Annotated in this window: 19 protein-coding genes and 1 tRNA gene; 11 read left to right on the forward strand and 9 right to left on the reverse strand. The window is 62.4% G+C overall.

Going from position 1 to position 17,758, the window contains the following annotated elements; translation table 11 throughout:
* Positions 1–83: 83 nt before the first annotated feature.
* The 3 genes from nusG to ACR3YK_RS03435 form a co-directional block, all read right to left on the reverse strand.
* A complete protein-coding gene (nusG, locus tag ACR3YK_RS03425; RefSeq protein ID WP_486175838.1) occupies positions 84–1,046 on the reverse strand; it encodes a transcription termination/antitermination protein NusG in 963 nt (320 codons plus the stop codon).
* 57 nt (positions 1,047–1,103) lie between these two features.
* Positions 1,104–1,385 carry a preprotein translocase subunit SecE gene (gene secE / locus ACR3YK_RS03430; RefSeq protein ID WP_486175839.1) on the reverse strand — a complete coding sequence of 94 codons (282 nt, stop codon included), beginning with the start codon at positions 1,383–1,385 and terminating at the stop codon, positions 1,104–1,106.
* A gap of 64 nt (positions 1,386–1,449) precedes the next feature.
* Positions 1,450–1,522 (reverse strand) — tRNA-Trp (locus tag ACR3YK_RS03435).
* Between the two features lie 494 nt (positions 1,523–2,016).
* Between ACR3YK_RS03435 and ACR3YK_RS03440 the strand changes: the two genes are divergently transcribed.
* The 3 genes from ACR3YK_RS03440 to ACR3YK_RS03450 all read left to right on the forward strand — a co-directional run bounded on the left by ACR3YK_RS03440 (position 2,017) and on the right by ACR3YK_RS03450 (position 6,259).
* A complete protein-coding gene (locus tag ACR3YK_RS03440) occupies positions 2,017–4,110 on the forward strand; it encodes a choice-of-anchor G family protein (RefSeq protein WP_486175840.1) in 2,094 nt (697 codons plus the stop codon).
* A 178-nt stretch (positions 4,111–4,288) separates the two neighbouring features.
* A complete protein-coding gene (locus ACR3YK_RS03445; RefSeq protein ID WP_100389469.1) occupies positions 4,289–5,485 on the forward strand; it encodes a pyridoxal phosphate-dependent aminotransferase in 1,197 nt (398 codons plus the stop codon).
* A 33-nt stretch (positions 5,486–5,518) separates the two neighbouring features.
* Positions 5,519–6,259 carry a HEAT repeat domain-containing protein gene (locus ACR3YK_RS03450; protein ID WP_486175841.1) on the forward strand — a complete coding sequence of 247 codons (741 nt, stop codon included), beginning with the start codon at positions 5,519–5,521 and terminating at the stop codon, positions 6,257–6,259.
* Here ACR3YK_RS03450 and ACR3YK_RS03455 read toward each other — a convergent pair.
* A complete protein-coding gene (locus tag ACR3YK_RS03455; RefSeq protein ID WP_486175842.1) occupies positions 6,256–6,720 on the reverse strand; it encodes a hypothetical protein in 465 nt (154 codons plus the stop codon). The two genes, ACR3YK_RS03450 and ACR3YK_RS03455, sit on opposite strands and share 4 nt — an antisense overlap.
* A 121-nt stretch (positions 6,721–6,841) precedes the next feature.
* On the opposite strand from ACR3YK_RS03455, the gene ACR3YK_RS03460 reads away from it, so the two are divergent.
* Genes ACR3YK_RS03460 through ACR3YK_RS03475 form a run of 4 tightly spaced genes read left to right on the forward strand, consistent with a single transcriptional unit; the run spans position 6,842 to position 10,370 of the window.
* A complete protein-coding gene (locus ACR3YK_RS03460; RefSeq protein ID WP_486175843.1) occupies positions 6,842–7,717 on the forward strand; it encodes an ABC transporter ATP-binding protein in 876 nt (291 codons plus the stop codon).
* A complete protein-coding gene (locus ACR3YK_RS03465; protein WP_486175844.1) occupies positions 7,714–8,592 on the forward strand; it encodes an ABC transporter permease in 879 nt (292 codons plus the stop codon). The genes ACR3YK_RS03460 and ACR3YK_RS03465 overlap by 4 nt, the downstream gene beginning before the upstream one ends.
* Positions 8,593–9,747, forward strand: a complete 1,155-nt coding sequence (locus ACR3YK_RS03470; RefSeq protein ID WP_486175845.1) for a histidine kinase — start codon at positions 8,593–8,595, stop codon at positions 9,745–9,747.
* The gene (locus tag ACR3YK_RS03475; RefSeq protein WP_486175846.1) at positions 9,744–10,370 is read left to right on the forward strand and encodes a response regulator; all 627 of its coding nucleotides are present in this window, start codon (positions 9,744–9,746) and stop codon (positions 10,368–10,370) included. Before ACR3YK_RS03470 ends, ACR3YK_RS03475 begins: the two co-directional genes overlap by 4 nt.
* Positions 10,371–10,383: 13 nt before the next feature.
* On the opposite strand, the gene ACR3YK_RS03480 is transcribed toward ACR3YK_RS03475, so the two are convergent.
* Genes ACR3YK_RS03480 through ACR3YK_RS03490 form a run of 3 tightly spaced genes read right to left on the reverse strand, consistent with a single transcriptional unit; the run spans position 10,384 to position 12,364 of the window.
* A complete protein-coding gene (locus ACR3YK_RS03480; protein ID WP_486175847.1) occupies positions 10,384–11,517 on the reverse strand; it encodes a UDP-N-acetylmuramate dehydrogenase in 1,134 nt (377 codons plus the stop codon).
* Positions 11,514–11,921: a MaoC/PaaZ C-terminal domain-containing protein gene (locus tag ACR3YK_RS03485; RefSeq protein WP_100389463.1), complete on the reverse strand. Its 408-nt coding sequence runs from the start codon at positions 11,919–11,921 to the stop codon at positions 11,514–11,516. The genes ACR3YK_RS03480 and ACR3YK_RS03485 overlap by 4 nt, the downstream gene beginning before the upstream one ends.
* A complete protein-coding gene (locus ACR3YK_RS03490) occupies positions 11,918–12,364 on the reverse strand; it encodes an FAS1-like dehydratase domain-containing protein (protein ID WP_486175848.1) in 447 nt (148 codons plus the stop codon). Before ACR3YK_RS03490 ends, ACR3YK_RS03485 begins: the two co-directional genes overlap by 4 nt.
* Before the next feature lie 410 nt (positions 12,365–12,774).
* On the opposite strand from ACR3YK_RS03490, the gene ACR3YK_RS03495 reads away from it, so the two are divergent.
* From ACR3YK_RS03495 to ACR3YK_RS03510, 4 genes are all read left to right on the forward strand, one after another.
* Complete coding sequence (locus ACR3YK_RS03495; RefSeq protein ID WP_486175849.1) at positions 12,775–13,596, forward strand: P-loop NTPase family protein; 822 nt, start codon at positions 12,775–12,777, stop codon at positions 13,594–13,596.
* A gap of 36 nt (positions 13,597–13,632) precedes the next feature.
* A complete protein-coding gene (locus ACR3YK_RS03500; RefSeq protein ID WP_486175850.1) occupies positions 13,633–14,193 on the forward strand; it encodes a GNAT family N-acetyltransferase in 561 nt (186 codons plus the stop codon).
* Between the two features lie 72 nt (positions 14,194–14,265).
* Positions 14,266–15,198 carry a DNA/RNA non-specific endonuclease gene (locus tag ACR3YK_RS03505; protein WP_486175851.1) on the forward strand — a complete coding sequence of 311 codons (933 nt, stop codon included), beginning with the start codon at positions 14,266–14,268 and terminating at the stop codon, positions 15,196–15,198.
* 86 nt (positions 15,199–15,284) lie between these two features.
* Positions 15,285–15,995, forward strand: coding sequence for a GNAT family N-acetyltransferase (locus ACR3YK_RS03510; RefSeq protein WP_486175852.1), 711 nt, complete (start codon positions 15,285–15,287; stop codon positions 15,993–15,995).
* Between the two features lie 99 nt (positions 15,996–16,094).
* On the opposite strand, the gene ACR3YK_RS03515 is transcribed toward ACR3YK_RS03510, so the two are convergent.
* Both ACR3YK_RS03515 and ACR3YK_RS03520 read right to left on the reverse strand, forming a co-directional pair.
* Positions 16,095–17,111 (reverse strand): epimerase, encoded by a 1,017-nt coding sequence (locus tag ACR3YK_RS03515; protein WP_486175853.1) that lies wholly within the window; start codon positions 17,109–17,111, stop codon positions 16,095–16,097.
* A gap of 53 nt (positions 17,112–17,164) precedes the next feature.
* Positions 17,165–17,740: a TetR/AcrR family transcriptional regulator gene (locus ACR3YK_RS03520; RefSeq protein ID WP_486175854.1), complete on the reverse strand. Its 576-nt coding sequence runs from the start codon at positions 17,738–17,740 to the stop codon at positions 17,165–17,167.
* Positions 17,741–17,758 lie beyond the last annotated feature (18 nt).

Raw genomic sequence — 17,758 nt, forward strand, 5'->3', positions numbered from 1 at the left:
TCCTTTTCGGTACGAACTGACCCGTGTGGCCAGCTCTCCCGCACCTCAATTGAGGCGCGGTGGTTTGTGAGGGGCGTACGCCCTTAAAGCTTGGTGACTTGATCGAAGCTGAGCTCGACCGGAGTCTCACGCTCGAAGAGCGACACGAGCACGATGAGCTTTCCGCTCTCGGGCTTGATCTCGCTGATCGAACCGGGCAGACCCGCGAACGAGCCTTCCTTGATGGTGATCGTCTCGCCGATCTCGAAGTCGATCTCTGCGGGGATTGCGCGAGCGGCAGTCTTGCTCTTCTGCGATGCCCCCTTTGCAACAGGAGCTTCGACAACCTCTACGAGGCTCTTGAGCATGTTGAACGCTTCTTCGAAACGAAGAGGTACCGGGTTGTGAGCGTTGCCAACAAAGCCAGTAACACCGGGAGTGTGGCGAACGACCGACCAGCTGTCTTCGTTGAGGTCCATGCGAACCAGAACGTAGCCGGGGATCCGAACGCGATTGACGAGCTTGCGCTGCCCGTTCTTGATCTCAACGACGTCTTCCATGGGTACTTCGACCTGGAAAACGTAGTCCTCCATCGCCATGGAAACCTTGCGGTTCTCAATGTTGTGCTTGACGCGCTTCTCGAAGCCGGCGTAGGAGTGGATGACGTACCACTTGCCGGGCTGCATACGCAGTTCCATGCGGAACTCGGCGTAGGGGTCAACTTCTGCGGCGTCGTCAGTTGCAGCAGCACTTGCCGCCGTGTCAGCAGCTTCGTCATCGGTAGCAGCCACAGAAGCGTCAGCCTCTGCCGCGCTGTCGATGTCGAGTGCGTCGTTCACTTCAGCATCAGCTTCGGGGTCGACTGCAGCATCGAGAGCTTCGAGAAGCCCGGCGAGATCAGCGTCGACATCAGTCGAACCATCTTCGACGTGCATTGCCTGGTGCTCGGCGGAGTCTTCTGAACGCTCTGCCTCAGCCAGGGTGTTCCCCGTCTGCGCCTCATCCTCCTCGGAGGACTGCTCTGCTGCCGTAGCGAGCTCGGAGTCTTCGCGGTGGTTCTCGGACACTAAATCTCTTTTCGTTACTCTGCAATGCGGCCAGAGCCGCTGCGGTTTGTGAAGGGCCTAGACCACGAGGTTGGGATCGCCGAACAAGAAGTTCACCAAGGCGCTAAACCCAAAGTCGAGACCAGAAACGATGCCCATCATGATGATCACGAAGACAAGAACGACGAGAGTGAAGTTGACCAGCTCGCGGCGGGTCGGCGTCACAACCTTCTTGAGCTCGTTGATTACTTGGCGAATGAAGAGTGCCATGCGACCGAAGGGTCCACGACGTTGCGCGCTCTCCTTCTTCGCCTTGGCGACGACGTCCTCGCTGGGCTCGTCTACGACTTTCTTGGCCACTCTTAGATACCTTCCGATACTTCGGCTTGCTCGACCCAGTCCGCGTTAGACGGACCGGGACTTGCAGGGCGGACAGGACTCGAACCTGCAACCTGCGGTTTTGGAGACCGCTGCTCTACCAATTGAGCCACCACCCTCTGCAAGAGATGCGAATCTCTTACTCACACCTTCGCATAAACACACCACGCCCGCACATCGAAATGTGAGGAATAGGCGCGCGAAAGTATGGCAGTTATCAACTACCTGAACAAGTGTACGTCATCCTGACGACTCCTGCAGTTCATGCTCCCCTATAGTGCGATCAATCCAGAGAAACCCCAGAAAACTGGTGCTCCCAGGCCCCTTCAAAAAAGTTTTGAAAAAAGTGTGAAAACCCGCGTCATAACCGAAGGGGGTCTCAGTCTCTCTAAGCAAGAAGGGCAAACCACCCCTTCACATTTCGGGCACAACCAGTAACACCATTCGGGCAACACCACGCGAGACCAACCATCTCGCCGCATAACTCAAAAAGCACAACCACCACATGGGCAAGCGAAGCTGAGATCAGGCAGTAATTCGTGGCACAACCCTCACGTTGGCCTCATTGTCGTATCAGCTTCCTTATCCGTACAGGATCAGGAAGGTACCAGTCGTGTTCACTCAACACATCCCGCGCACTGGGAAGCCAGTCGGGAAAAGCAACCACACCGCAGGAGTCCGTTTCGGAGCGGCTCTCGGAACCATGGCCCTTGTATCGGGCTTCACCCTCATTGCCCCCGCTGCTGCTAGCGCAGAAGAGACCAACGGAGCCTCGTACGCCTACGCAGAATTCCTTTCAGGAAGTGCGCTCGGCACCGACCTCGGCAACATCGCCGGCCTCGGCCAAGTAGCCGCTAGCAATAACGGCACTCAGTCACTCCAGGTTCACCGCGACCCGCTCACCGTCGAGGCTCTCGGGGCGACGGTACTCAACCAGCCAGGCGGTGTGCAGCTTCCCCTCCTCGACGTTGTGGATGCTGGCGTCATCAACCAGTACGCTCAGGCCGACAAAGATGGCGAGTCCTTTGCTTCTACTGGCGCCATCCAAGATGACGGTGGAATCGGCATCGGCAGCGTAGCCGCGGGCCCCGCAGGTGACCTTACGCTCGACCTCGATAGCCTCCTCAACAACGAGTTCGCTTCAGTACTCACGGATCTGAAGCTCGACCTCGACGCTGTTGCTGCCCGTGCAGACGGAAACATGACAGCGGCATCCGGCGACTACACCCTCGCGGATGCAACTCTGAGCTTCTCCAGCCCCGCCATCAGCAAACTTACGAGCAAGGTCACGACGGCGCTCAACAGCGTGGACGGCAAGCTTCTGAGCCTCGGTAAAGACGACGGAGTTCTCGGCAACTCGATCGACGGCGTCCTCGACCCCGTACTCGGAGTCGTCGGCTCGTCTGCCGACGTCAGAGTAGTGATCGATGCTGACCTTCAGGGGGCAGTGAACTCACTGCTCAAAGGAAAGTACGGCGATGGGGCTGTGAGCTTCAACTTAGAAACCGGATCGGTTGAGGTCGACCTCGAGGCGCTCCTCGGCGGCGAACTCAACAACTTGGCTCCAAACACCGAGCTGCTCACGGATGCGGTGGTCAACCAGATCCTCAATGGCATCACCGAGACAGTAGCTGGCCTCGCTGACGACATCGTCGAGCGCGTGGAGGCGTCACTGCGCAATGCGCATGTTGAGGTCTCGGCAAAGCTCAACCTGTTGACCGCTCAGAAGTCCACCCAGAAGACCGTGTGCCGCGACATCCAAGTTCCGATCATCGGCGACATTCTCGACGGTGAACTTCTCGGCGGTGGATCCTCCAGCGGTGGATCCTCCAGCGGTGGATCCTCCAGCGGTGGCCTCGTTGGTGGTCTGCTCGGCGGCCTGACCGGCGGTCTCACGGGCGGTCTCACCGAAGGGGTGACCCAGGGCGTAACGCAAGGCATCGTTGGCTACACGACAGACACCGTGTGTGAGCTTGTCGGTACCGTTCTCCCCGACCTGCGCAGCACCGTTGACGTCAGCATCGTGGGAAACGTGGATGACCTCATCGACGGAACTGCGATCTCGGCGAAGGCGAACATCTCGCTTCTTGGCGGAACGGTCAAGACCGGCCTCAACGTCGACACCCTGATCGGCAGCCTCGGCAATAGCCTCAACAGCTCGCTCTTCTCCAACGACGGCGTGGTCACCTCGCTCGTCAAGAGCCTGAACACCGGCCTTGTGAACCCGGCAGTAACCGGCCTCCTCGGAGACTCCAGCGTGGCAACAGTGCTCCACGACCTGGTCTCGATCAAGGTCAACGTGCAAGAACAGTGGACCTCGACGGGCGCCGTCAAGGGCGACATGTTTAGCGAGACCGCGGTGCGGGTGGCCGTCGGCAGCGGAGACATCGCGACCCTCAACGTGGCTCGCGCCGTAGTCGGCCCCAACGTTCAGACCGTGGTTGACCCCGGATGCACGCAAAACTGCGGCCCCACGGATCCGGAAGGTCCCGAGGACCCCAACTGCACCGAGAACTGCGGCCCAACCACAGACCCCTGTGTTGGGATCTGCCCCACGGATCTTCCGACCTACGCCCTCGGTGGGCAGCTCGCGTACACCGGTGCCGGTGTTGCGACTCTCATCGCCCTCATCGTCGCGTTGTTGGCAGCGGGTGCCTACTTCGCGCGTCAGGGTTACCTACGTACACACCCCAAGTCCGAGCTCTAGGACTGCGTAAGTAACCTTTAGCGGCCGGAGCTTATCGTCCCCCCAGGATTCAAGCTCCGGCCGCTTCTCTCTGCCCCTATCGCGTTCACGCGGTAGGGGCAGTCTTTTACCCGAATAAACCCTCGGTCGGCGCAGCAATCTCTGGGCATCCACGCCTCCGAAGCCATAGACTTATGGGGTGACCTCACCTCGCCTCTCCGCCAGAATTTCCGCCATCGCCGAGTCAGCCACCCTCAAGGTGGATGCCAAAGCCAAGTCGCTTCTTGCGGCCGGGCGGCCCATCATCAGCTATGCGGCGGGCGAGCCCGACTTCGCGACTCCCGCGAACATCGTGGAGGCGGCATCCAAGGCTGTGCTCGACCCCAAGAACCACCGTTACACGCCTGCAGCCGGTCTCCCTGAGCTGCGCGAAGCGATCGCCGCCAAGACGCTGCGTGACAGCGGCCTCGAAGTGGGCATCAACCAGGTCGTCGTCACCAACGGTGGAAAGCAAGCCGTTTACCAAGCCTTTGCGACTCTCGTTGACGAGGGCGATGACGTTATCGTTCCCACCCCGTACTGGACCACCTACCCCGAAGCCATCAAGCTTGCGGGCGGCAACACCGTTGAGGTCTTTGCCGGCGCCGACCAGGGTTACCTCGTCACGGTCGAGCAGCTTGAAGCCGCTCGCACCGAGAACACCAAGGTTCTGCTCTTCGTGTCGCCCTCCAACCCCACCGGTGCCGTCTACTCGCCCGAGCAGACCAAGGCCATCGGCGAGTGGGCTCTCGAGCACGGCATCTGGGTGATCAGTGATGACATCTACCAAAACTTGGTCTACGACGGAGTGCGTGCCGTCTCGATCGTGGAGGCTGTTCCGGCGCTCGCCGACACCACCATCCTCGTGAACGGTGTCGCCAAGAGCTACTCGATGACCGGCTGGCGCCTCGGCTGGATGGTTGGCCCGGTCGACGCCATGAAGGGCGCTGCGAACCTGCAGTCGCACCTCACGAGCAACGTCTCCAACATCTCCCAGCGTGCCGCGATCGAAGCCTTGACCGGCCCGCAGGATGCCGTGGAAGAAATGCGTCTGGCCTTCGACCGCCGCCGCAAGCTCATCGTCTCGGAACTCAACAAGATCGAGGGACTGAACTGTCCGACTCCCCAGGGTGCGTTCTACGTGTACCCGGATGTCACGGGCCTGCTGAACCGCGAATGGGGCGGAGTCACTCCGACCACGAGCCTCGAGCTCGCCGACCTCATTCTCGACCAGGCCGAAGTTGCCGTCGTACCCGGTGAAGCATTCGGCCCCAGCGGCTACCTGCGCCTCTCGTACGCCCTCGGCGACGACGCCCTTCTCGAAGGCGTGCAGCGCCTACAGAAGCTCTTTAGCTAAGACAACAACCGCCACCCGTGCGGTGAAGGAATTATGGATGCCGCTGACCGACTGAGCACGGCACTTACCGCTGCCCTGCCGTCACAGCGGCTCCAAGCCGCGATGTCGGCCGGCACCCACCCGCGTGACGAATTCGTGCGCGTACTACTCGAGCGGTGCGCAATCGAGCCTGACCTCAACGTTCGTGAGACTCTCACGTGGGCGTTGATGCGGCATCCGGCGGCGGTAACGGTACCGCTGCTGGTGGCCGAGACGCGCTCGGGAACCGCGCAAGCCCGAAGCCAAGCCCTGCACACGCTGTCGAAGATCGGCGACCCCGCCGGGTGGGAAGCGATCACGCCCGAGGTCGTCAACGATTCTGATGAGACCGTGGCGCGCACCGCCTGGCGAGTGGCAACCGTTCTCGTTCCCGAGGGAGGCGAAACCGAATTGGCCGCACTGCTCGTGCGCCATCTCGGCCACGGCGAGCGCGACGCCAAGATGAGCCTCAGCCGGTCACTCGTGACGCTCGGCGATCACGCCGCGACGCTGCTCGACGAGATTGTTGAGAACGGCAGCGCGGATGCACGACTACACGCCATGACAACGGTGCTGCTGCGGGAATCCCCCGACGACGGCTACGAAGCCGCGCTCTTCGACGCAGAGCTACGCCTCCTGCTCGCGGATGCCGCAGCGGACGAAAGCCTCGACTTCAACGGCGGCGCGAGCGACGACTCGGGCGCGGATGCCGCAGCAGGCGAAAGCGGAGAGCCCGACGACAGCGAGCAGGCCTAGCGTCCTGGCAACTCGACAGAGACCGCCGTTCCACCGTAGCCATTGGCCTGATCGCGGCCCTCGATGGTGACCTCCGTGATGCCCTCCGGGATTTCGACCCCCGCCTGCGTGCGCGTGAACGGCTGCTCATTCGCATGATCGTGCGAAAGCGTGTGCTCCCCCAAAACCGTGCCATCGGGAGCGACTACCCGCCAGCCATCGGCATACTGCTCGGGGGTGTCATAGGGAGAGCTAATGGTGACCGCGAAGTCGAAGAGGTTGGTGCCAGAAGGGGTGACTGCCACCTCCTCCACATCGGGGAAGAACGTGGCCGCGTCGGGACTTGAGCTGGCTGGCGGTGTTGTGCTGAGTTCAGAAGTATTGTTCGAGGTGCTCGGCGACGAGCATCCGGTGACCGCACAGGCAACGGCGAGCGCGAGCGCGGCATGAGCGGTGGTTCGAGTACGAGCCGGCGAGATCATGATTCGACCGTAGCGGCGCTGGCTGAATACTCGCGCAACGCCGCCGTATCAACCGATCGGTTGATAGACCTCTAACCGACTGCACCTGTCGCGCCCGGCTCAGACAAGCGACGATAGAAGCATGAACACCACCGCTCCCGTCGTGCAGGTCGAGAATCTGCGCAAAACCTACGGCTCTTTTGCCGCTGTCGACTCGGTCAGTTTCGAGATTCAGCGCGGCGAAACCTTCGCGTTGCTCGGCCCGAATGGAGCCGGCAAGTCCACCACAATCGAGATCCTAGAGGGATACCGTGATCGGACCGGCGGCAGCGCGCGAGTACTAGGCATCGACCCCGGCAAGGGCGGCCTCGACTGGAAGGCCCGTCTCGGGATTGTGCTGCAGTCCACCGGCGAGAGCGGCAACGTGACCGTGCGCGAACAGCTCACCCACTTTGCCGGTTACTACCCCAACCCGCGCAAGGTCGACGACGTCATCGCCGCTGTGGGGCTTGAAGCCAAAGCCACAACCCTCATTCGCAAGCTGTCGGGCGGCCAACGCCGGCGAGTGGATGTTGCACTCGGCATCATCGGCAACCCCGAGTTGGTCTTCCTCGACGAACCAACCACGGGCTTCGATCCCGAGGCGCGTCAGCAGTTCTGGCAGCTCATTCGCTCGCTCAAGGCGGACGGAACGACCATCCTCCTCACCACTCACTACCTCGATGAGGCGGCCCAGCTCGGCGACCGCGCCGGCGTTATTGCGGGCGGGAAGATGATCGACATCGGCGCCATTGATGAACTCGGCGGGGCCGAGGCCCGCGTACCGATCGTGCGCTGGCGCGAGAACGGGGAACGGCGCGAGGAACGCACCCACACCCCCGGCGCTGTGGTTGCGGCGCTCACCGCCGACGGCACTGAACCAGCCGGGCTGGAAATCATCCGCCCAAGCCTTGAAGACATCTACCTGCAGTTGGTCTCCGACCATGCGCACGCGAGCGAAGTGGAGAACGCACGATGAGCACCGCAACCCCCGCCACCACCGCTGCCCCCGGGCCACAGGCCGTGCAGAAGAGCAGCTTCGGAGCTAGCCTGAGCCGCACCGTGACGCTCGGCTTTAGCCGCATCAAGTACGAAGTTCGAGCGTACTTCCGCCAGGGCGACTCGGTGTTCTTCACCTTCCTCTTCCCCGTGGTTATGCTCACCATCTTTTCCCTCGCTTTCAGCGAGCAGAATTTCGGCACCGAGGACGAGCCTCTCACTGCCGCCGCCTTCTACCTGCCCGGGATGCTCGCCGCCGGCTTGCTCTTGAGCGGACTGCAGAACATGGCCATCGACATTGCCATGGAACGTAGCGACGGCACCCTCAAGCGCTTTGCCGGAACGCCTCTGCCGATCATGAGCTACTTCATCGGGAAGATCGGCCAGGTGTTTGTGACGGGTGTGCTGCAGGCCACCCTCGTGATCGTGGTCGCGAGCGTTGCGTTCGGCGTCGAACTACCCGACGAGCCAAGCAAGTGGCTGACCTTCGCCTGGGTTTTTGTGCTCGGCGTCACGACATCCGCCGTGCTAGGAATCGCGCTCAGCGCTGTTCCCCGCTCCGGCAAGAGCGCCACCGCCGTCGTGATCCCCATCGCGCTAGTGCTGCAATTCATCTCGGGCGTTTACCTCGGGTTCTCGTTGCTGCCCGTCTGGCTTCAGAATTTTGCCAGCGTCTTCCCGCTCAAGTGGATGGCACAGGGCATGCGTGAAGTGTTCCTGCCCGCGAGCTTCGAAGTGATGGAACAGTCCGAGAGCTGGAACCTTCCCGGTGTCGCCATCGCGACCGGTATCTGGCTCGTGTTCGGACTTATCGTGACGCGCATCACCTTCCGCTGGATCCGCAAGGATAGCTAAATGACGTTCGTGCGGTGGATGAGTATCGCCGTGGCTGTCACTACGACCGTCATGGTGGTACTCATCGTCACGTCCGGCGGCTACGGCCCCGGCAGCAAAACGGGCGCCGGCGTAGCTCTTGGAGTTTTTGCGCTTGCCTGGTTCACTCTTGGCGTGCGTGCGCGAGAAAGCGCTGCTCTTACGGCGCTGTTCGTCAGCGTGCTTGTCTTGGCAGTGGGCACGGCTGTGTCGTTCATGCCCGTGATGGCCACGTTGCAGGCACTCGGCTATCCACTCATCTGGGTGCTTGCGGAACGCACAAGAAACGCGATCCTCGGCAACATTGCCCTCGCCGTCGCCGTGGGGGTCGGTTTTGTCGCAAGCTTGGGATTCACTCTCGACGCGGTTCTTTACAGCACAACCGTCACAGCGTTATCGCTGATCTTCAGCCTCGCCCTCGGCCTCTGGATCACCCAGATTTCTCGACTTAGCGAGCAACGCCACGACCTCGTACTTGAGCTGCAATCCACGCGCGACGAACTCGCCGCCATCAGCCGGGATGCCGGAGTATCCAGCGAACGAGAGCGGCTCGCCCGCGAAATCCACGACACCATCGCGCAAGACCTCACCGGGCTAGTACTCGTTGCCCAACGGGCGAAGCGTGAACTGGATAACAACAACGCTGCTGCCGCAGCCGAACAGCTTGAGCTGATTGAAGACAGCGCCCGCGCGGCACTCGCGGAGGCGCGGGCACTGGTTACGGCATCCGCTCCCGTGGGGCTCACGGGCGACGGCATCACGAGCGCTCTGACCCGACTAGCCGAGCGGTACAGCCGCGAAACCCAGCTGACGGTGACGGTGGATGCCGAGCACTTGCCCGCGATCGCCCGCGAAACTGAGGTGGTGGTGTTGCGCTGCGCTCAAGAGGCCCTCGCCAATGTGCGCAAACACGCGAACGCCACTCGCGCCACAATTACGGTAACCGTCGGCAATGCCGGCCTGACGATTGCAGTGGCTGACGATGGCACCGGCTTCGACCCCGCGACCACCCACACCGGCTTCGGGCTCGAAGGAATGCGCGAACGGCTGGCCCTCGTGAACGGCCGTCTTGATGTTGACAGTTCGGCCGCCGGCACCACCGTGCGCGCCACGATCCCGAAGGAAGTTTTCGCATGATTCGTGTTGTCGTTGCCGACGATCATCCGATCGTTCGCAGTGGAATCGTTGGACTGCTGAGTTCGGCGGATGACATCGAAGTCGTCGGCGAAGCCAGCGACGGCAGCGAGGCGGTCGCCCTGGCCACGCAGCTCTCCCCCGACGTTGTGCTCATGGATCTGCGCATGCCCGGCCTCGGAGGCGCCGAGGCCACCGCGCAGCTCGTGGCTGCGCGCCCCGACGTGCGCGTGCTCATTCTGACGACCTATGAGTCTGACGAAAACATTCTGACCGCGATTGAGGCAGGCGCGAGCGGCTATCTGCTGAAGGCTGCGCCCCAAGAAGAAATCTTGGCGGGGCTGCGTTCGGTGGCTCGAGGCGAGGTCGCCCTGGCGCCGTCGATCGCGGCGCTGCTCGTGAACCGCATGCGGGAACCCGCGAAGGTGACGTTGAGCGAACGCGAAACCCAAGTGCTGGCACTTGTGGCAGCGGGCAATAGCAACCGAAAGATTGCCGCCGCCCTGTTCGTGAGTGAAGCAACCGTGAAGACGCACCTCATCCACGTGTTCGAAAAGCTCGACGTGAAAGACCGCACTCGTGCGGTGACGAAGGCGATGGAGTTGGGGCTACTGCCGCGCAGCTAGGCCAGCTGGGCCTCTAGGCCAGCTCGACCCCGACCGCTACAGGCTCGGGCTGCAGTTGGATGCCGTACCGGCTGAGCACGCATGCCCCGATGTAGCGGGCAAGTTCGGCGATCTCTGCGGCGTCGGCTCCCGTGCGGTTGACGATTGCGAGGCTGTGCTTGGTGGAGACGGCAGCGCGCGATCCGGGAAGGCGGAAGCCTTTGTGCACTCCCGAGTTCTCGATGAGCCAGGCAGCGCTGAGCTTCACCAGCCGGGGCTTGGGCGGTGGTGGCGGTGCGGGGGTTTCACCGAGGGGAACCACAACGTCGGCAACCGGCTCCTCGTCGACGACCCAGCGCGGGGCATCCGCGGGCAGGGCTCGGGCGATGTGTTCGGGCACGATCGGGTTGGTGAAGAACGAACCGCAACTGGCCGAGTCGGGTTCGTTGGGGTCGAGAACCATTGCTTTGGAGGCCCGCAGCGCGAGTACGGTGTCGCGCACTTGCTGCACGGGTACGCCCTCTCCGATGTTCACACCGAGCGCGGTCGCGAGTTGTTGGTACTGCACGGTGCTCTCGGGCGAGGCGGTGAGCGTGAGGTACACGGCGAGAACGACGCCGGCGCGACCCTCTTTGATGACTGAGTTGCGGTAGCTCAATTCGAGTTCGGCGGCCGTCAGGTGCACGAATTCGCTCGTGTCGTAGTCGAGAAAGTCGATGCCGTCGAGCACGCTGGCGACTTCTTGCCCGTACGCTCCGATGTTCTGGATGGGGGCTGCGCCCACTGAACCGGGGATGCCGCTGAGCGCTTCGAGCCCAGCCCAGCCGCGTGAGACAAGCTTTGCGACGAGTCCATCCCACGATTCGCCGGCTTGCACCCGCAGGCTGAGGGTGGTGTCGGTTTGGGAGACGAGTTGGATGCCGCGGGTCGCAATGTGGATGACGGTGCCGTCGAATCCTTCATCGCTGATGACCATGTTGGAGCCGCCCCCAATGAGCAGCCATTCGTCGCCTCGTTGCCACACGTCTCGCATGGTTGCGATCAGTTCTTGTTCGGTGGCGGGGCGCAGCAGCGTGTGTGCTGGCCCGCCTACCCGAATGGTGGTGAGGTCGGCGAGCAGCGCGTTGTGTTGCGGCGCTGTGCTTTCGCTGGGGGCGGTGTCGGTCATTTGTTGAGTTTGACCCTCACTTGTGACTTGCCGAGCACGGTCTGGTTCGCGGCGCTGACCGTGAGGTCGATGCGCGTCACGTCGTCTTCGATCGCGCCAACTTTGGCGCTGACGCTGACGGTGATTCCGCCGTTGCCATCGACGACGACGGGGCGCGTGAAGCGCACACCGTATTCGACGACCTCGCCGCGGCCATCCATCCAGTCGATGACGGGCTGAACGGCGAGGCCCATCGTGAGCATGCCGTGGGCGAGTACGCCGGGCAGGCCCACTGACTTGGCGACGTCGTCACGGTAGTGAATGGGGTTGAAGTCTCCGGATGCTCCGGCGTAGCGCACGAGGGAGAAGCGGGTGAGGGTGACTTTGCCGGTGATGAGTTCTTGCCCGACGGTGAGGTCGCTCATTCTGTGCCTCTCATGACGAGTACGGAGGTTGCGGTGACGACGTGGTTGCAGTCGGCATCGCTGATGGCGGTTTCGGCGGTGATCATGTCGTTGCCGCCGAGGGATTTGATGCTCGTGACGGTGAGGATGGCGGTGAGTTCGTCGCCGGCGACGATGGGTCGCGTGTAGCTGAATTTTTGTTCTCCGTGCACGATGCGGGAGAAGTCGATGCCGGTATCGGGGGCGGCCAGGAGTAGGGCGAGGCCTGCTTCTTGGATGACGACGGCGAAGGTGGGCGGTGCTACGACATCCGCGTAGCCTGCTGCTTTCGCTGCTTCAGCGTCGTGGTTGAGGGGGCTTTGGGCGAAGACGGCGCGAGCGAACTCGCGTACTTTTTCGCGCCCGACGAGATACGGGGTGGTGGGCGGGAAGACCCGGCCTTCTAGTTCTGGATTCACTGGCACGGGTACCAGTTTAGGCAGTGTTGAGGGTTCTGCACGTTAAAGAGTGAAGCCCCGGGAGACCGTGGGTCTGCCGGGGCTTCAGGAATCTTGTGAGGCGTTAGCTCAGTAAGTTCTTACTGGCAGCTGTCGCACTGCAGAAGATCCATTGGGTCGACGGGAATTGCGTATCCGCCAACGGTGTCGTTTTCGTTATCCATTCGATCCTCCTTAAAGTCTTCTCGAAGTTTGCCGACGGTTTGTCGGAGATTTCACTATATATGGGTAATGACACCCATGTCATTACCCCAGATGTAGTGTCTCGGCGTGTCGGCCAACTTTCTTCAAAACTACCCGCAACCACTGACATTTCGCCGGAATCACCATGTGCGCACGAGCCCCGTAAGTTACCGAGCGCACCTAAACTTGCCCCCATGTTGTCGAGCAACGATCCGCTGTCTCAGCGGCCACGCCGCGTAATTGTGGCAGGAGTGTCAGGCTCAGGCAAGACGACTCTTGCTCTGCGGATTGCCGACGCCATCGCGATTCCTCACACCGAGATCGATGCCCTGTTTCACGGCCCGCAGTGGACGCCGCGCACCGAGTTCCTCGAAGACCTGCGCGCTCTCATCGCGACAGACGCATGGGTCACCGAGTGGCAGTACGATTCGGCTCGGCCCCTTCTGGCCGAACACGTCGATCTTGTCGTGTGGCTCGACCTCCCGTTCCTGCGCGTCACGCTTCCGCGATTGATCGGCCGCACCTTCCGTCGCGCTCTGCGTCGCGAGCAACTCTGGAACGGCAATATCGAAGCGCCGTTACGGACGTTCTTTACCGACCGCGAGCATGTCGTGAAGTGGGCTATCTCGACTCGCAAGAAGTACCACGCTGAAATTCCCGCTCTCGAGCGCAAGCATCCCGAGCTCGTCATTGTGCGATTGCGCTCTCAGCGACAGGTCGAACGGTGGTTGGCGGGCGCTCTGAGCATAAGCATCCACGTAGTGCAGAATAGGTCAACCGATAGCGAGAGGAACCCCATGGATTCAGACACGAACCTTTCCCCCATCGAGCGCTGGTGGCCCGAACTCAGCATCTCAGCGAAGCATTCGCTGCAGGAGGATCTCCATGGGGAGATCAGCGCGACAGTGCTCGACGAAATCCGGACGCTAACGGGGAGCGATGTGCCTTCTGCACCCCAGTACCTCAACGACGACGAGCGCGCTTATATCGCTACTCAAACTGAGATCGTCGACTGATCCAACGAAAAAGCACCACCCTTAGTGATGACTAACGTGGAATCCTCCGTCACGGCGCAGCAGACGGATCCCCATTTACGCTTCTGGGTCGCCAGCGATGCTCCAGCGCTGATCAATGCCTACCGTTCGTCACCGGAACTGACAGTGCAGTTGGGGTCCCCCGACCTTGCAACGGAGCACCTGGCGCAGAAGTTCATTGCCGATGACCTCGGTCGAAGCGACACCCACATGAACTGGGCCATCATCACGAAGGGTGCCGCAGTGGGCAACGTTGGAATCACGCACATCGACAGGCGACATGGAACAGCTTGGGTCTACTACTGGCTCGCTGAGCCGGCCCGCGGCACAGGGCTCGCGACTCGGGCGTTGGCCGCGATAACAGAATGGGCATTCGCCGACGGTCTCTTTCGGCTCGAGCTTGGTCACCGCGTCAATAATCCCGCATCGTGCGGTGTCGCTACGCGTGCAGGCTTCAACTCCGAAGGCATCCAACGACAGAAGCTTCGGTACGAGAACGAACGATTCGATGTCGAGTTACACGCTCGGCTCGCGAGCGACAAGACCCCAGCCATTCGAGCATTGCCGCTGCGAGATTAACGTCGGCGACCGGTGCCGCCGGTGCTGGTTCCGGCGCAGCACAATGTCAGGCGCGACTGCTTCACTACCCTCATGGATGACGCAGCGTTCGACACTGACGGGTACGACTCAGACTTTCTCGGCGTAGCTGTTGCGTTCCCTTCGCTTGCGGCTGCTGCGGCGGCGGCGGCCGCCGCCGCGCCCGCTGTAGCGAATCGCGAACTCGCGTACACCCACTTCTCGGTGAGCTTGAATCCGTCCCGCGGGCTCGCCACCGCAACCGGCGTGAACATCGATGGTGCCCAGCTGGTGAACGTTGGTCGCGGCAATGACTGGCACCTTGATCCGCGCATCCCGGAACACGAACAAACCGGCGAGGCGGTCTACGCGCGCAACGACCTCGATCGCGGGCACCTCGTGCGCCGCCGCGACCCGGTGTGGGGCGATGGGGCAACGGCGGCTCGCGCCAACTACGACACCTTCGCCTTTACAAACGCTGCACCGCAGGCCGCTGGATTCAACCAATCGAAGGAACTGTGGCTGGGGCTCGAAGATCACGTGCTGGAGTACGCGCGAGCGAACCGGAACCGCATCAGCGTCTTCACCGCACCCGTGCTGGGTCACGACGATCCGCTCTATCGGGGCGTCGGCATCCCACAACTGTTCTGGAAGATCGCGGCGTGGACAACGGCGAGCGACACTGGCCAAGCTGATGACGCTGACGAAGCTACTGACGCCCGTATTGAGCTTCGAGCCGCCGGGTTCCTCCTCGACCAACGACCGCAACTCTCCGACATCGACCTCGATGAGGCCCGTGCCCTGGCTCTCGCCAACGACGCTCCCCCGCCGCTCGGCCCCTTCCGCACCTTCCAAGTTCCCATTGCGGATATCGCCGAGGTCACCGGGCTCGATCTCGGCGCCCTCATCGGCGCGGATGCGCTCACTCCCGTTGAGGCTGCCACCGACGCAGCGCGACCCGAGGCTCGTTGGGTCGAGCTGCTCGAACCCGCTGCGATTCGCCTGTAGCACCGGTTCGGAGCGCCATTTGCTAGTCTGCGACTCTGCCACTGGGGCAGTGCTGCAGTCTCGCTACGGCATCCGAGAGGGTTCGAATGTATTCACCGATTGTGTTCGACTACTGGTTGCCGACGTACGAACGCGAGCCCGCTTTCGACGCCCTGTACGTGGTGCGGGTCGCTGATTCGCTGCCCACAAACACCGCCGTCACCCTGCTCGATGTAGCAGTGGGGCCGAGCATCGTGAACCTCGTGACGTCATTTGCCGAGCGTCTTGATTTCACCGACGGGCAACGGATCACGAGCGACCAGCTGCGCTCCGAACTCGACGCTGCCGGCGTCGCGCTCAATGGCACCGATCGACTTTTCTACCTCCCGCGGCACGCCCAAGAGACGCTGCGCGCCGAGGTCACCCCGGAATCAACGCGTCCACTGACCGAAGCGGATGCCGCAGCGTTCGAACAGTTCACGGCGGCGATCCCCGAGAACGAGCTCGACGAAGCGTTTGTGGAACTTGATCACTGGCTTGTGTACGGAACCTTTGCGGATGACCGGCTCATCGCTGCCTCGAGCATGTACCCGTGGCGCGGCTCGCAACTGGCCGATCTCGGCATCATCACCTTGCCCGAGTATCGAGGTCAGGGATTCGCCACCCAGACTGTTCGCGCCATCAGCGCACGTGCTCTCGCGGACGGCTACGAACCGCAATACCGCTGCCAGCTCGGCAACGATGGGTCGTCGGCGGTGGCGCTCGCTGCCGGCTTCACCCTGTTCGGGCGGTGGGATGTTGTGCCACTCAACGACTGAGCTGCTCGACGACTGAGCTGCTCAGCGACTACGAGACTCGACGGCTGCGACGGGCAACAACTAAGCGTCCGTGCTCGTGCGAAGCAGCAAGGCTGCGCGCTAACGGCCGGAAATGTCGGCGATGGCGTCCGCGAGATCGGGATGCTCGAACGTGAAACCCGCCTCGGTGAGAGTTCCGGGCACAACCCAGCGGCTCTTCAGGATGAGTTCGGGTTCGGTTCTGAGCACCCCCATGGCGGGCTCGAGCATCCATCGCCAGGCAGGCAAACCAAACGGTGCACCGACCGCTTCACGCAGGATGCCCATGAGCGTGCGGTTGTCGGAGGGATTGGGGCTCGCGAGATTGACGGGCCCGGCAATCGTGTCGTTGTCGCGCACGAATCGGATCGCACGCACGACATCGTCAAGGTGAATCCAGCTGAACTTTTGGCGCCCGCCCGTCTTGTGACCTTCGGCGCGACCGCTGCCGGTAGGTGTCGGGCCGATGCCGCGGTAACGGTTGTGGCCGAACCACCAACCGTCGATTTGGGGGCCGCCGAGTCCGATCCGCGCGAGTCGCAGCAGCAGGTTTGTGGCGGGGCCATCGCCGAGCACGATCGCCATGCGGAGGGCAACGCGGCGCGTGTGCGGCAGGTCGCCTTCGAAGAATTCGTTCTCCCAGTTGCGGGCAACATCCACCGAAAACCCTTTGCCGAGTTCGCCGTTGTCGTCGCTGTTCGGGCGGTCGGTTGAGTGGCGATAGATCGTGGCGGTTGAGGCGTTCATCCAGATGGCGGGCGGGGCGGATGCCGCGGCAATCGCCTCGCGCAGTGCCCGAGTTGTTTCCACCCGCGAGCGCAAAATCTCGTTGCGGTTCTTGTCGTTGTAGCGGCAGTTCACGGATTTACCGGCGAGGTTCACGACGATCGCCGAGCCATCGATGAGCCGGGCGATAGCTGCGGGGTCATCCCACGTGACGGCGGCGCTGCGGCCAATAAACCGCACGTCGTAACCGTCTTCGCGAAAGGCGTCGGCGATTGCTGGCCCGACAAAGCCGCTGGCCCCGGCGATCACCGCGATGGGCTGCGCTGCGCTTGGTTCCGCCGCCGGTTCTGCTGCCGTATGTTCCACTGCCATGACGCCCCCATCAGACTGAAGTTTTCTCAGTCCAGTCTATCGAGGTGCTGAGCCTAGGAGTGCGCTGGTGCCGCAGCCCGAACGAGTTCTCGCGCCAGCTCGATGCTGGCCGAGAGGGTGTCGAGCGAGAGCTGTTGCGTGACGAGGGCGCCCCCGTGCAGCACCAAGAGTTGAGTGGCAAGCGTGTCGGGCGCCGTGCATCCGGCCGCCGCTGCGAGCTCGCGGAACAGGTCGATCAGCCACTGCTTTTCTTGCGTGGCGACGACGTGAGCGGGATGAGTCGGGTCGGGCAGTTCGGCGAGGGCGTTGATGAAGGCGCAGCCGCGCGGATTGTTTTGGCTCCAAGCGCCGAGGGCTTCGAGAGGGGCGAGCACTGCCTCGATCGGTGACGCGGCCGCGGCGATGGTTTCGCGAACCAGCAATTGCCAGCGCTGTTCGCGCTCCTCGAGATACGCGACCACGAGCTGATCTTTGGAACCGAACTGGTTGTAGAGGGTGCGCTTGGTCACGCCCGAGTGCTCGGCGATGAGATCGACGCCGACCGCCGTAATTCCGCGACCATAGAAGAGGTCGCCGGCGGCATCCAAGATGCGGTGCCCTGCGGCCGTCATCGGTTTCGTCTCCGACATTCGACACTCCTTTACCGA

The organism is Salinibacterium sp. 10G20-15 (assembly GCF_057365065.1).